We start from the raw sequence: 13,080 nt of genomic DNA, 5'->3' as shown, positions 1-13,080 counted from the left end.
AAACATGCCCGCGCTCTCCGCCCGAGGCGCGGGCATGTTTTCGAACGAAAGCAAACGGACATGCTGTAATCCCGCGTGGAGCGCGATACGCGGCGCTGTCCCCCTGCCCTGCCCAGTATCCGAAACTTCGGTGGGGTCTCTTTGCAAACATAAAGTTTCACGTGAACTCGTCTTCCCATAACTGGAAAGGTGCGAGGCTTGTGATGGCGTCAAGCACGGTCTGATATCGGCGATATACTTACGAAGACTGACTGACGGCTGCAGAAAGCAGAAATTTGTCCGCTGACAAAATCGGCAAATTGTGTTGCCTATTCAATTGCATGAATTGGATCGCGTGATTCCGCTGCCGTGCGGCCGTTAACCTTTTGTTAACTTAAAATTTCTTGCCGGATCGAACGAATCGGACATAATGACGGTTGCTTAGCCTCTTCACGCCAAAAATCGTTTTTAGAGAGTCTCGATCGAATGAACGTGAGTTCGCCCGTTCCCATGAAAATCCCGTTGCTGTTCGAGAAAAGCATTCTCGAGCAAGGCGACCAGATATCGAAGAAGCTGCACCTGCTCTCGATGCAGCGCTTCCCTCCCCATGCAAAGAAGAATCTTCGATCGTTCTCGCTGGCCGAGGTTGCCACGTATCTTGGGGTTTCCCAAAGCCATCTGAAAAAACTGCATCTGGAAGGCAAAGGCCCGGTGCCTGAAACCTCAACCTCGGGCAGGCGGTCGTATACTGCTGAACAGATGCTTCAGCTGCGCCAGTATCTCGACCAGTACGGGCGATCCGACGCCCGAATGTATGTTCCCCATCGGCGGCCGGGCGAGAAGCTTCAGATCCTAGCTGTAGTCAATTTCAAGGGGGGTAGCGGTAAGACCACCACTGCTGCCCACCTCGCCCAATACCTCGCGCTGACCGGGCACCGTGTCCTAGCTGTCGATCTCGACCCGCAGGCGTCGCTTTCCTCATTGTATGGGTTCCAGCCTGAACTCGACCAGACGAAATCGCTTTACGACTCGATTCGATATGACGACGACAAGGTGCCTCTCTCGGAAATCATCAAGCCAACGAATTTCCCGGGCCTCGATATCGTTCCCGCGAACCTAGAGCTGCAGGAATTCGAATACGACACGCCTCTGGCAATGACGGACAGGTCTTCGAATGTGGGCAGGGCGTTCTTCACGCGCATCTCGACGGCACTGACGGAGGTCGACGATCGCTACGATGTCATAGTTATCGATTGTCCGCCTCAACTAGGGTACCTGACGATCACCGCACTGACCGCGGCGACGTCAGTGTTGATCACGATCCATCCGCAGATGCTCGATGTGATGAGCATGGGCCAGTTTCTGCTGATGCTCGGGAACATCCTCGAGCCGATCAGAGCGGCGGGTGCCGAGGTGAATCTGGAGTGGTATCGCTATCTTGTTACTCGATTCGAACCCACAGATCAGCCGCAAGCGCAGATGGTGGCGTTCCTGCATACGCTGTTTGGCGAATTCATTCTCAAGAACCAGATGTTGAAATCAACGGCGATTTCCGATGCGGGGATTACCAAGCAGACTCTCTACGAAGTCGAGAAGAATGCGATGACCCGTTCCACATACGAGCGGGCAATGGATGCGCTGGATGTCGTAAACGGCGAAATCGCCGACTTAATTCATGAAGCATGGGGGCGCTGATTTTTGTCCGCTGACAAAATCGGATCTTTTCCGAATGCATTCAATGGACTAGGCGCTATCTGGAGGTAGACAATATGGCGCGTAAGAATCTTCTTGCAGGCCTCGCAGAAAAGGAGGCCGACGACCAGGTGTCGTCGGCCTCCAAGGCGGCATATCCGATCCGAGGCGCTTCGAAATCCATGATCCGCTCCGTCAACGAGTTGGCAAAGCAAGCGGATGCGTATCTTGAAGGCGAGCATGTGGTCGAACTTGATCCAAACGCTATCGACGGGTCGTTCGTTTCCGACCGCATGGGCGACGACAAGGAGCAGTATCAAGAGCTGCTGGAAGCGATCCAGGAGAGGGGACAGGATTCTCCCATACTTGTTCGTCCGCATCCCCGTATCGACGGCCGCTACATGATCGTTTTCGGCCATCGCCGCGTCCGAGTTGCCTGCGAACTGGGGCGGAAAGTGAGGGCGGTCGTCAAGGAAATCGACGACAAGACTCATGTCATTGCCCAGGGTCAGGAGAATTCCGCCCGGGCAAATCTCAGTTTCATCGAGAAGGCGATGTTTGCAAAGCGCCTTGAGGACCTAGGATATGACAGAGATGTTATTTCCTCGGCATTGGCCTCGAACGCCGCTGCTGTCTCGAAGATGGTGTCAGTTGTCACAAGGATTCCGGCATCCGTCATCAGCAAGATTGGATCAGCTGCGTCTGTCGGCCGCGAGCGGTGGGTCGAGTTGTCGCTTCTTGTCGGCAAGAAATCCGACATTGTTAATGAAATCCTGTCGGAACCCGAATTCGGTGAACTGGAAAGCAACGGACGCTTCGAAAGGTTGCTTGCGGCCCTGAATGCGAAGGGGAAGCCCGTTCGCAAGGCCGGTGTGAAGCAAGAGGTGCATTCCTGGGCTGCCGAGGACAAATCAGTTAGCGTCAGTGTCAAGAAGGCAGGCAAGGCCGTTACGATCGCCGTGAAGGAGACGGATGGCAGCCGCTTTGGAACGTGGATTTCTGACAATCTGGGCGACCTTTATGAGGCGTTCAGGAAGTCGGAGAGGACAGCAACAGGAGACTAAACCGCAAAAGAAAAAGGCCCCCGACGGCGAACCGTGGAAGCCCTTCTCGATCTTTAGCAAGCCGAGAATCTCATTTCCACGAATCAGTGTCAAGAGTTTTAAGCGTCGATTCGGCGGACGGATTTCTTTTGCCTAATTGAAGGCGAAGGAAGAAATGGAGACGGGTATTGCAACGACGCCCTTTGGGCGGCGGCCGATGTCGCTTGCCATGCTGGCAGCGCAAAACGAGTCACGTGAGATCCCCAAGGGCAGGGTCGTCGACAAGTGGCAAATCTATCGCAACCTCTGCGAGGGCAAGAGCATCGTCGGTATCGGCGATCGCGCCCTGGCCGTCCTGAATGCGTTGCTGTCATTCTATCCTGACAGTGAGCTGAGCGAGGAAAACGGCGTCATCGTGTTTCCCTCGAACGCACAGCTGTCCCTCAGGGCGCACGGCATGCCCGATTCCACCTTGCGGAGGAACCTGGCGGAGCTGGTGGATTGCGGTCTGGTCATCCGTCGGGACAGCCCGAACGGCAAGCGTTATGCACGGAAGGGCAGGGGTGGGGAGATCGAGGAAGCATTTGGCTTCTCCCTGGCGCCGCTGCTGGCCCGTGCTCAAGAGTTCGAGGCGGCGGCCGAGCGTGTTCGCGCCGACAACAGGGCGCTCAGGCTTATGAGGGAACGCATTACGCTGCACCGCCGTGACATTCACAAGCTGATCGAGGCTGCCGTTGAGGAAGATGTGCCGGGCGACTGGGGGGGCCTGTGGGAGCGGTTCCGAAGCGTTGTGGAGGCAATTCCGCGCCGAGCATGCATTGCCGAGCTTGAACCCATCGTGGCCGATCTTGCCGCGTTGCGTGACGACGTGGATAAGCTGCTGGAAATCCATATGGAATGCACGAATCCGAGCGGCAATGAGTCCCAAAGCGAGCGGCAGCAATCTGATTCAAATACCGACTCTATTTTTGAATTTGAACCTGCTTTCGAAAAAAGCGGGGCGGCGGTTGAGCCACTAACGAGGACCGCCGAGCCCCCAAAAACCTATCCGCTGGGGATGGTGCTGAAGGCCTGCCCCGAAATTGCGGACTATGCCGTTGAGGGGATCGGCAACTGGCGCGATCTCATGATAACCGCCGCCCAGGTGCGGGGATACCTGGGCGTGTCGCCCTCCGCATACGAGGACGCCTGCCATGTGATGGGGCAGGAAACCGCAGCAATGGTGATCGCCTGCATTTTGCAAAGGGCGCAGCACATCAATTCAGCGGGCGGCTATCTGCGCGTGCTCACCGAGAAGGCAAGGGCAGGGGAGTTTTCGGTCGGGCCGATGCTGATGGCCGCGCTCAAGGCCAACAGCGCGACAGCGAGGATGACGGGATGAGCACGGGGACGGTCTCAAACGCGCGTCGGTATGGTCGCGGTCGCGATCTGCGGTTCGATTTCCCGCGCTCTGTTGTTTTGGGATTATTGCGCAGTTCGCGGCGGCGACCGATCGGTGAGAAGCGCCAAGAGGGCCGGATTGATGTAGAGGTTTTCCCGGCCAGCCTTCATCTCCTGGAGCAGGCCTTGCTCGGCGAGGGTCCTCAGATAGACCGATGCCGCCTGTCGCTTGGCGATCCCGGCTACCACCAGATCGCCGATTCGACAATAAGGGTTCACAAAGATCACCTCGGCCAACTCGCGCGAATAGATCTTCGGCAGGTCGCGCCGCATGCGCTCCGCGGTTTGATTGAGCAGGTCGCGGATGGCGCGGATGCGCGCGGTCGACCAGTTGGCTGTCTCGCGGATCGCTTCGAGCATGTAGAGGATCCAGTCCTGCCATGCCGCCTCGGTCGTGACGGCCAGAAGCCGGTCGTAATAAGCTCGCTTGTTGCCGATGATATAGCGGCTGAGATAGAGCACCGGGATGTCCAGCAGCCCTTTGTCGACGAGATAGAGCAGATTCAGCACCCGTCCGGTCCGGCCATTGCCGTCGGTGAAAGGGTGGATGGCCTCGAACTGATAGTGCATCACGGCCAACCGGATCAGCGGGTCGATATCCTCGGCCTCGTGGATGTAGCGCTCCCAGTTCGCGAGCTTGTCGCGCAGCAGCGCCTGACCCTGCGGCGGGGTGTAAATGACCGCGCCGGTGGCCTCGTTCATCAGGGCCGTGCCTGGCGTCGTGCGAATATCTAATTCCACGCCCTTGATGGTCCGGCAGACGGCGATCGCCGTGGACGTAGACACCGGGCGCTGCTTGAGCGTCTGGAAGCCCTCACTGAGGGCGGTGCGATAGCGCAACGCCTCTTTCGTTGCCGGGTCGGCCTGGTTGCCGGCCTCATTGGCGAAGCGGAACAGTCTGTCGGTCGTGGTGACGATGTTTTCAATTTCCGAGCTTGCTTGCGCTTCAAGCAGTGGAATCGAATTGATCAGGACCGCTTGGTTGGGGATGAGCTGTCCGGATACGCGGAGTTCCGCCAGTGCTGCTCGCGCCGCGATGCAGGCCTTCAGCACCGCCTTGGTCTCCACATCCTCGCGCGGAGGAAGGGGAGGGAGGTCGTTGTAGGGGCGATCCGGGCGAAACGGCATGTCGGTCAATCCTCATGCGATCGACATGTCGGGCGGGATATGTCGTCGACATCGACACGTCGTCAAAACATGTCGATAGAATCGCAATCTATCGACATGTATTGAGTGCCGCAAGCGGCCCCTCCAACGCTCCGAATCTATATGATCACCCGTGCTGCCCGCCCGAGCGTCCGCTCGGCATCGTTGTAGTAGTTCGACGCCTGTTGCACGGAGCGATGCTGCGACTGCTGCATGGCTTCGGGCAGGGGAATGCCGCGGCGGGCGGTCTCGGTGAGATAGCCGGAGCGGAGGCCGTGGGCGGAGAACGCTTGCGGGTCGAGCCCGGCCTCGGCGATGCGCCGCTTCAGAAGCAGGTTGACGGCCTGCGGCGTCAGGGCGCGTTTTTCGAGATTGCCCCAGCGGTCGATGCCGCGGAACACGGCGCCCTCGGTGATCCCGGCGCGCTCGAGCCAGCCTTTCAGGGCCAGCACCGGCCGGCCGACGAGCAGCACGAAGGCGTCGCTGTCGGCTTGTGTCGTCTTGGTTCGGCCGAGCCGGATCGACAGGCACGGCAGTTTGTCCGAAGAATCCGGAGCCTTGGGTTCGGCCGGCACCGGCTCTTCTTCGACGATCTGCTCGAACCTGAGCGAAGCCATCTCGCTGCGGCGGCGGCCGCCGGAGGCAAAGGCGGTGATGAGAAGGGCGCGGTCGCGCACGTCAACAAGACGGTCGCCGGCGCAGGCTTTTAGGAGCGCGGTCAAAATGTCGGCGGTCACGGCCTTCTTGCTCTTGCGGCCGCGTGGGCGGGCGCTGGCGCGCACAGCCAGCTTTATAGCGCTCTGCAGGCCCGGTGCGTTGAATTTTCCGCGCAAACCGCGCCACTTGGTCAGCGTCGACCAACTCGATAGGCGCCGACGCACGGTAGCCGGCGCATGCGGCCCGTCGGTGCGCAAAAGCGCTTGGGATTTCAGCGTCGCCGCGACGTCGGCCGGCATACCGTGCGCCGGATCCGTTTCGCGCTTCGCCAAATCCCACAAATGGTGCGCTACGAATTTGATCAGCAGCGCCTCCGGCGCCGGCCAGGGCAGCGAAAATCCGGTGGCGGCGAGGGACCAGGCCTCGAGATAGCCGAGGTCGGAGGCGAGTGCCCGCAGAGAATTTGCGCCGATGCCTTCTTTGGCGAGATGGCGCAAGGTTGCGACGTCGTCGTCAGTCAAAAGCCCGGCCAGAAAGTCGCGGCGGTCGAAGGGCAGCACGGAATCGAGCGCGTCGAGGGCTTCGGCGCGCCGCGCCACCAGTTCGGTGCTTTGGCGGCCGCCGGCGCGGGCAGGGTTTTTTGGCATCAAGGCGTGTTCCAGGCGAATTCTGCGGCCGTTGCAGCCGGGCTTTGCGCCGAATCTAGCGCCTCCCGGCTGCCAAATCCATCACTATCGATAAGAGGTACTTATCGATAGTGAAAAAGGCACGCGAGAAAATCCCCTGCAAGTCAACTTAACTGCCGGATAGCTTGACCAACGCGAATCAGCCATCATGAAAACAATGGCTTACGACATCGGCGATTTGTCCCTGAAAACCCTGATCGGCCCGGTTGCCCGCGCCACCGAGGTTTTGGCCCGCCTTGACGAGCGGCTGGCTCGTTCCCCTGTCCGCGACGGTTTTGTCGAGCGCCAGCACTTCGCCGACGCGGCCGCGGCGCTGTGGCTCGACGGCGAGCTCGTCCATGTCGAAGACCTCGTCCTGCACGACGCCCACATGGACATTCGCACGCCGACCCACGAACTCACCCGGGCGCATGCGGTGCTGCGAACCCGCCGTCGAATTTTGTCGCAAAGGCCGGACTGGGCGCTCGGCCGGGAAGGTTTTTTGGCCCTGACCGGCCGGGGTGGCGCCATGCCGGCGGCGGGACAAAAAAACCGGGAAGGGCAGGGGGCGGGAACCAGCTTAGTTGAAGCCGATGTTCGGGACGATGCTGAGGACGATCTTCTGGCTGAGGAGTTTGCCGAGATCGATGCTGTCTTGGCACGCTCATCAAAGATCCTCAGCGGCGCCGACGTGCCGGCGAGGACGCCGCGTTCGGACGAGCGGCCGGACTTGATCTACGATCTCGACTGGAATGAAGAAGAACGGCTGGCCGAATGGCAGGCCGTCCTCGCGGAAACGCGGGAGTTGCCGGCGGTGTTGCGCGCGGCAATCCTGCTCGAAGCCTGGTCGGACATCGAAGTGCTGCAGCATGCCGCCTGGCTAGGGCCGCAGCTCGTTGCCGCGCTGCTCCGGCAGGAGGGTCTTGCCGGCAACCATCTCGCCTGCCTCCATCTCGGCGCGAAAAACATTCCACGAGAGCGTCGGCGAGCACGCAATCGCAGTGATCGGATGCTGGCCTCCCTCGATGCGATCCATGAGGCCGCACTCGTGGGGCTGAAGGAGCACGACCGGCTGGTGATGGCGAAAAGCCAGATGGAACGGCGGCTCAAACAACGGCGCACCAGCTCGAAACTGGCCGACTTGGTCGAATTCGTACTCTCGCGGCCGATCGTCTCGACCGGCATGATCCAAGAGGTGCTAAAAGTCTCGAAGCAGGGCGCGCTCAATCTTATCGGCGAGCTCGGCCTTCGCGAGATGACGGGGAGGGGAAGGTTTCGCGCGTGGGGGGTGATTTGAGACTGTGGCCTCATCTGAAGGTGTGGTCTCTGTTTGAAGATCCGAGAACTAATAAACGACTGATTCGAGGAAATTCTTGTCAAATCCGCCGCCGTGATTCATGCCGAAAGCCATGATTTTGAGCCTGAAACTGTCCCTACGTCATGTCGGCCCGCTATCCGCCTTGAGCTGGTAGATGTCGCTCTGCAGCTTGTTGATCTGATCGAGAATCTGCGTGACCGCAGCGACCAGTTCGGAAGAAGGGCCGAAGACACCACCGCGGTATTCCTTTTTGCTGAGCAGCGCCATGCCGGGCGTTTTGATTTCCAAGACAGCGATATTGTCGGTCAGTTGGTTTGCGAACAGCGATCAGCTCGTCGAGGACGCAAGTTCGATCTCGTCAAGCGGATTTACGAGGCCGCGCTGTGAGCCAAACGAATTGCGTACCGATGCGCCGGCGAAGTTCACGACGGCAGCGCGATCCTTTTGCGAGAGTTTCGAGTTCACGATAATTCGCTCGCGTTTCGAGTGCGATGCTCGGTTTCGAACACGATACATAGAGGTTCAACCGTCGCGTAAAATCTGCTAAAATTCCGCAAAGCGATTCGAAGAGCTTCGGGGTTGCATCGGTGAAGTGGGGGCCAGAACTGACGACCTTCGCTGCGCATTCCCAGCGGCACCTATGTCCATGAAGCTGCATCTCTTCCCATGACTGTGCAAGTCTCTGGGCGCGACTTGTTGGATAAGGTCTACTCGCTTCTCCAAACGACAAGCCAAGACCTAATGCCGGCGTCGGCCGTTCCTCCGGCGGATGGGCGACTCGGCGATCGTTGGAGCGATGTCGGCGAGTGGACCACCTTGGCTTCACGCATAGGTGCGGAGAGCGTTCTGTTTGTCCAGAATGATCCCGTGTTCGTTTTCTCGGCGCTTACGGGAGAGATCGACGACCAGGCCGTCTATGATGCCTATCGACGAGCGTGGTGTATGTCCGGCCCGTTTTGTTTGTTCTTGGCTCTTGCCGACGGCTTGCGCGTTTATGCGCTGACGGAGCCTCCCGAATATTCAGCAGCAGCAGCACTTTCGCCACTGGAGACGTTCACCCGCATAGAGGACATCGAGAAGGCGCTCGGCGATAAGACGATTGCCGACTTGATCAATCAGTTTACGCCCGAGGGGGGATCACCCTCCCTCTTCGGTCGCGCCGATTTCCGTCTCGTCAACGATCTCAAGGCCGTGCGAAGATCATTGATGTCGTCGGGCATGGCAGCCAGCCAAGCGCACTCGCTCATCGGTCGTTCTATTCTTATTCGGTATCTTGAGGATCGGCAGGTCATCGGTCTCGAGTACTTTCGGCAGGTCGCCGGTGACAATCCCCGCTGGTCGGAAATCCTGTCCGCGCCTCCCGAGAAGCCGGTCATCGCTCATAAAGTTCGCGATCGCCTTTTCGATCGGGTCCTTCTTGACAAAGAGTTTTCTACGGCGCTGTTCGAGCGCCTATCGAATGACTTCAACGGCGACCTGTTTTCCATCGGCGACGGCGCGACCTCGTTCAAGGCCGAGCATCTATTGGAGATGCGCAATTTACTGCTCGGAGCAACTGAGAAGGATCAGCCAGAGCTCTTTTTCTGGGCGTATGATTTCGAGGTTGTTCCTCTTTCATTGATCAGCAGCATCTATGAGGAGTTCTATCACGCGGTCGAGACGAATGGCGACACGGCCGCGGTAAGGGACGACAATACTCACTTCACTCCCATTTCGCTTGTGCAGGATGTTCTGAACCGCATGCTGCCGAGAGAGGTCCTAGAGCGGCGTCCGCGCGTCTTGGATCCATCATGCGGTTCGGGGATTTTCCTCGTTGAGGCGTTCAAGCGCATGGTCCGTTTCGAGACTTTGCAAAAGCGCCGTAAGCTGGCCTCAGCGGAGCTGCGCGCAATCCTGAGGACGCAAGTCTGCGGCATCGAGCTGAAAGAGGAGGCCGCGCGCGTCGCCGCTTTCAGTTTGTATCTGGCGTTGCTCGACAGCATGGACCCTTCGGACATTCTCGCTGCCGGCAAGATGCCTCACCTGATTCATTGCGGTTCCCGAGACGAAGGGCACTACGGCACCGTAATTGTCGCAAATGCGTTCGCGCTAACGCCCGCCGAGTGCGAGGTGCTGGCGGAGCGCAACCGGAAGCTGCCCAAATACAAGGGAAGGGTTGAGGTCCTTGAACTTCTCGGACATTCCAAACTCGATCTCGAGCTCGGTACCTTTGACGTCGTTGTCGGCAACCCGCCCTGGCAGGAGGCCGTCGACTACGAGATGGGCACGAACGGCCGCCGCGTTCCTATAAAAAAAGGCGGACCCGCACGCCAGGCACTTTTGTGGGCACGGCACTTCGCCCATGCCGTCGGTGACAAAAGCTATTCGCAGCTTTTCCTTCAGCGAGCTCTCTCCTTTTCCGGCGATGCCGGAGCGTGCGGACTGCTGATTAGCACCAAAGTCATTTGGAACGGTCGTGACAGCAGCCGCGATTTCCGTACCCGGTTCCTTGCCGAGGTTCTCGTCAAGGAGGTCGTGAATTATACCCATGTCCGGCGGCTGTTTTTTGCGAGTGCCACCGCACCGTTCATGTTCATGCATTATATGGCTCGCGGCGAACGTCAGACTTCGGGGGTAGTCAGCTATTGCAACGCGCGGCGGACGAGGCTGGCCGAAACGACGCGTATCGTCGCCTTCACCGGAATGGAACGCCGGATCGTCAAGCAGTCCGATCTCGAAGCGTTCGACTATCTTTGGAAAACCTATTGGTGGGGCGGGCATCGCGATGCTGCGCTCGTCGCTCGGTTACACATGGAGCGGACGCTGGGTGAGTTCCTGGACGGAGCCGATTGTGCGCCCGGCTACGGCTGGCAAAAAGGAAATGAGGCTCCTAAGGGTGATCTCGCGCGATTGCCCGAGCTCGACGCTTCTGATTTGGAGCAGTATGGAAAGCTGAATCCGGATTGGTTGGGTTCGCCTCCGACCGGGGTAAAGCGCCAGCCGGATGAACGCCTTTACAACGGGCAGCGATTGATCACCAAGCGGGGCGTTTCCGAGCCCTACGGCCCCATCTGCCGTGTAGAAACCGAACCGTTTTCGTTTAGGCATACTGTATATTGCGTCCCACTCCAGACATGGCGGCAACGGGATGCTGAAATACTGCTGGGTATCATTTGGTCGTCACTCGCGCGTTATCGTTTGTTCATGACGTCGGGGGCTTGGGGCGGTTGGTATGATCAAGTCACTTCCGAGGATATCTTGAGCACTCCTGTCAGGATCGATGCTGCCTGGGGAATGCCGGAGGCGGAATTCGAAAGTGCGGCCGACCGCATCGTCGATTCGGTGAAGCGTCTGCAGAGCTCGTCGACCCAAGTGAATTGGGGCGAGACGGACGCCGAGGCGAAGGGGCGCCTCGCGAAAGAGCGCGAGCAAATCCAGCAGGAGCTGGACCAAGCGGTTTTCGATCTGTTCGAGTTCTCGGTACCTGAGCGCGAGCTCGTGAACGACTTTTGGGAATTTGAGCACCGCTTCTACTGGAAGGGAGCTTTGTCGTCCGCGCTTTTGCCGCTCGAGCGGCCCCCCGTTACCTCGGGGGTCTTCCCTTCACCGGCAGTGACGAGCCCGGAGTTCTCCGCTTATCTGGCGGCAATGATCGAAGGAGTTTCGCAGCGCTTGAACCGCTCCATCGAGTGTTCGTGGGAGATATTCGGATCGAAGGATTTCGGCCTCGTAGCGGTGCGTTTCGACGTCGGCTCGAGACTTCAGCAAGGCGCACGAGGAACAGAGCGTGACGCATGGGAGAACGTCCTCGATAGGTTCGCCGAAAGAGAGGCCTTGCCGCTCAAGCAATCACTTTCGGCAGGCAAACCAATACATCTCAGCGATGACCGGGGTTTCACGATCGTAAAGGCTAATCGAAGGCGGAATTGGTCCGCGACGGCCGCTCGTGAGGACGCCGAGGCTGTCAATCTGCATTTTCTGCGTGCGGGTAAGAAACCGGAATGACGGGCGGTACGAGTGCATCGGATGAATGGCAGAACCATGTCGACAAGATCGAGGCAATACTGCACGTCGCCCTGAGGGAGTTGCGGAAGGAGGGCGTGTCGGGAAACGAAACACACATGAACCGAGAGTTCTACTTTCGGATATTGCGCGCGAACCAGCAGGTGTATCGCCAGTCACCGGCGAAGGCGCTTTCGAACCCGCCCACGCCCGAGGCGCAAAATCTTCCGTCGCGGTCGGATGCGGAGCCTGACCCGAGGACGAAGAAAATTCCAGACTTCCAATGGAGTTTCATCGACCACGAGGCCGAAGATCCCGACGAGGGTGTGCGTACTTATGTCATCGAATGCAAGAAGTTGGGCAAGCCCGACAGGGCGGACTGGAATTACAACGAGAACTACGCGAACCATGGGGTATTGCGCTTTGTCCACCCCGCGCATCTTTACGGGAAGGATGCGGTCGCTGGGGCGATGGTCGGTTACGTTCACTCAATGGAGTTCAGTAGTATCCATAGTGAAGTGGACACCATCGTCAGTACCCATGCCATTGCGTCGCTCCCGCATCCCGCTACCGGCTGGATAGCCGGTGGTGTGTCGACTATCGATCATGAGTTGACGCGCGCGCAGGGAGTCTCTCCCTACAAGCTACGGCATTTTTGGGTCGATCTGCGGCCCCCTGCTGTTGCAGTCTAGCCGATCTACGGAACCTTCCCGATCGCCGCAGCCGGGTGCGCCCTATACCTATGTGACGGCGCGAAAGGAAGCGTCGACGGCGGGGCGGTTGACGCTTGGCTATTCGGAGGCGATCGGTGAGGCCGGGCGAGGCATGAGATGCTCATCTATCGGACGAAATGCCTTGCTTCCTTGGACCCAGACATCTGCTGAGCGAAGCCGCTCCCGCGCCCGGACGAGCGGCCGAATCTGATCTACGATCTCGACTGGGATGAGGACGCACGCCTGGCCGAGTGGCAGGACGTGATGTTCAAGACCCGCGATCTGCCGGTCGTCCTGCCCGCGGCGTTGCTGCTCGAGGGTAACCGCCCGGTTGTTACCGCGGAGATTTCGCTTTGATGCGAGCGATGAGTTCCTGGTCAGCGACGAAGGCTTCGAGGAAGTCGTTCCATTCGTCAGCGGTGCGGCGAGCATGGGCAAGCATTTGC

The 13,080-nt window shown here is 59.0% G+C and carries 10 protein-coding genes; 8 read left to right on the top strand and 2 right to left on the bottom strand.

Annotation, left to right across the window (positions count from 1 at the left end; genetic code table 11):
* Positions 1 to 465 precede the first annotated feature (465 nt).
* The 3 genes from repA (at position 466) to repC (ending at position 4,095) form a co-directional block, all read left to right on the top strand.
* Positions 466 to 1,674, top strand: coding sequence for a plasmid partitioning protein RepA (gene repA / locus D3227_RS38315; RefSeq protein WP_120019221.1), 1,209 nt, complete (start codon positions 466 to 468; stop codon positions 1,672 to 1,674).
* A gap of 74 nt (positions 1,675 to 1,748) precedes the next feature.
* Positions 1,749 to 2,735: a plasmid partitioning protein RepB gene (repB, locus tag D3227_RS38310; protein WP_120019220.1), complete on the top strand. Its 987-nt coding sequence runs from the start codon at positions 1,749 to 1,751 to the stop codon at positions 2,733 to 2,735.
* 154 nt (positions 2,736 to 2,889) lie between these two features.
* Positions 2,890 to 4,095 carry a plasmid replication protein RepC gene (gene repC, locus D3227_RS38305; protein WP_120019223.1) on the top strand — a complete coding sequence of 402 codons (1,206 nt, stop codon included), beginning with the start codon at positions 2,890 to 2,892 and terminating at the stop codon, positions 4,093 to 4,095.
* An 83-nt stretch (positions 4,096 to 4,178) separates the two neighbouring features.
* Here repC and fic read toward each other — a convergent pair whose 3' ends face one another.
* The gene (gene fic, locus D3227_RS38300; protein ID WP_120019219.1) at positions 4,179 to 5,282 is read right to left on the bottom strand and encodes a protein adenylyltransferase Fic; all 1,104 of its coding nucleotides are present in this window, start codon (positions 5,280 to 5,282) and stop codon (positions 4,179 to 4,181) included.
* 137 nt (positions 5,283 to 5,419) lie between these two features.
* On the bottom strand, positions 5,420 to 6,604 hold the full coding sequence (locus tag D3227_RS38295; RefSeq protein ID WP_120019218.1) for a site-specific integrase: 1,185 nt from the start codon (positions 6,602 to 6,604) through the stop codon (positions 5,420 to 5,422).
* Between the two features lie 196 nt (positions 6,605 to 6,800).
* On the opposite strand from D3227_RS38295, the gene D3227_RS38290 reads away from it, so the two are divergent.
* From D3227_RS38290 to D3227_RS44635, 5 genes are all read left to right on the top strand, one after another.
* Entirely contained in the window at positions 6,801 to 7,919 is a 1,119-nt protein-coding gene (locus D3227_RS38290) for an RHE_PE00001 family protein (RefSeq protein ID WP_167481055.1), read from the top strand.
* Between the two features lie 93 nt (positions 7,920 to 8,012).
* A complete protein-coding gene (locus D3227_RS43485) occupies positions 8,013 to 8,327 on the top strand; it encodes a hypothetical protein (protein ID WP_245452125.1) in 315 nt (104 codons plus the stop codon).
* A gap of 309 nt (positions 8,328 to 8,636) precedes the next feature.
* Positions 8,637 to 11,924, top strand: a complete 3,288-nt coding sequence (locus D3227_RS38275; protein ID WP_167481054.1) for an Eco57I restriction-modification methylase domain-containing protein — start codon at positions 8,637 to 8,639, stop codon at positions 11,922 to 11,924.
* Positions 11,921 to 12,613: a hypothetical protein gene (locus D3227_RS38270; protein WP_120019214.1), complete on the top strand. Its 693-nt coding sequence runs from the start codon at positions 11,921 to 11,923 to the stop codon at positions 12,611 to 12,613. The genes D3227_RS38275 and D3227_RS38270 overlap by 4 nt, the downstream gene beginning before the upstream one ends.
* 228 nt (positions 12,614 to 12,841) lie before the next feature.
* Positions 12,842 to 12,991, top strand: a complete 150-nt coding sequence (locus tag D3227_RS44635) for a DUF1612 domain-containing protein (protein WP_120019213.1) — start codon at positions 12,842 to 12,844, stop codon at positions 12,989 to 12,991.
* The last annotated feature ends 89 nt before the right edge of the window (positions 12,992 to 13,080 follow it).

The organism is Mesorhizobium waimense, from assembly GCF_003601975.1.
Taxonomy (GTDB): domain Bacteria; phylum Pseudomonadota; class Alphaproteobacteria; order Rhizobiales; family Rhizobiaceae; genus Mesorhizobium; species Mesorhizobium waimense.
Note: the sequence above shows the minus strand (reverse complement) of the source record. Positions and strands in the feature narration are given on the sequence as shown.

Coding starts and splice junctions, on each gene's coding strand:
- fic (WP_120019219.1), bottom strand. CDS start 5,282: ATGCCGTTTCGCCCGGATCGCCCCTACAACGACCTCCCTCCCCTTCCT.
- D3227_RS38270 (WP_120019214.1), top strand. CDS start 11,921: ATGACGGGCGGTACGAGTGCATCGGATGAATGGCAGAACCATGTCGAC.
- D3227_RS38295 (WP_120019218.1), bottom strand. CDS start 6,604: ATGCCAAAAAACCCTGCCCGCGCCGGCGGCCGCCAAAGCACCGAACTG.
- repA (WP_120019221.1), top strand. CDS start 466: ATGAACGTGAGTTCGCCCGTTCCCATGAAAATCCCGTTGCTGTTCGAG.
- D3227_RS38290 (WP_167481055.1), top strand. CDS start 6,801: ATGGCTTACGACATCGGCGATTTGTCCCTGAAAACCCTGATCGGCCCG.
- repB (WP_120019220.1), top strand. CDS start 1,749: ATGGCGCGTAAGAATCTTCTTGCAGGCCTCGCAGAAAAGGAGGCCGAC.
- repC (WP_120019223.1), top strand. CDS start 2,890: ATGGAGACGGGTATTGCAACGACGCCCTTTGGGCGGCGGCCGATGTCG.